Source organism: Mesorhizobium sp. M2A.F.Ca.ET.037.01.1.1, from assembly GCF_003998075.1.
In the GTDB taxonomy this organism is placed as follows: domain Bacteria; phylum Pseudomonadota; class Alphaproteobacteria; order Rhizobiales; family Rhizobiaceae; genus Mesorhizobium.
This window is the reverse complement of record NZ_RZSA01001660.1, coordinates 1-653: the sequence shown is the minus strand read 5'-3', so window position 1 is coordinate 653 and position 653 is coordinate 1. Positions and strand designations below refer to the sequence as shown.

General features: G+C 69.7%; 1 pseudogene. It reads right to left on the bottom strand.

What is annotated here, in order from left to right:
• Positions 1-653: pseudogene (locus EOA27_RS39055) on the bottom strand (dihydroorotase); the annotation flags it as partial.

The window sequence follows — 653 nt, the reverse complement described above, 5'->3', positions numbered from 1 at the left end:
CATTGGCGCCATCCGTCTTGGCCCGGTTCACCGCGCCGGCCGCCATCGCTGACGAAATCTTGGCGGCGTGGTAGGCGCCGCCGGTCAGCCGGGCCAGCGCCAGGTCGCGTTCGAGCGGGATGAGCTCGGCCTCGCGCGGAATGCCCGACAGGCCGAGCCAGCTCGCATAGAGCCCCTCGTTCATCACGCCGGACGAGGCGAGGTCGGCATCCTGCGTTTCGTGCGCGATGACGCCGCCGAAATCGCGGGCATAGGTCAGCGCGCGCCGCATGACCAGCGCGTTGGCGATGGTGTGGCGGCCGTCGGTGTAGGCGACGGCGCCGGCTTCGCGCAGCAGGCCGAATTCGGTCATATCGCGGCCGTCGAGGCCCTTGGTGATCGCGGCCGCCGGGAAGATGTTGACGCTTGCGGTGTCGCGTGCGGTGCGCAGCACGAATTCGACCAGCGCCACATTGTCGATCACCGGGTCGGTGTCAGGCATCATGACGATGGAGGTGACGCCGCCGGCCGCCGCCGCCACGCTTGCCGAGGCGATGGTCTCGCGATGCTCGCCGCCGGGTTCGCCGATGAAGACGCGCGCGTCGACAAGGCCTGGAATGATCGTCTTGCGGGCGCAGTCGATGACGGTGGCGCCTTCGGGCGCCCCCTGGTTC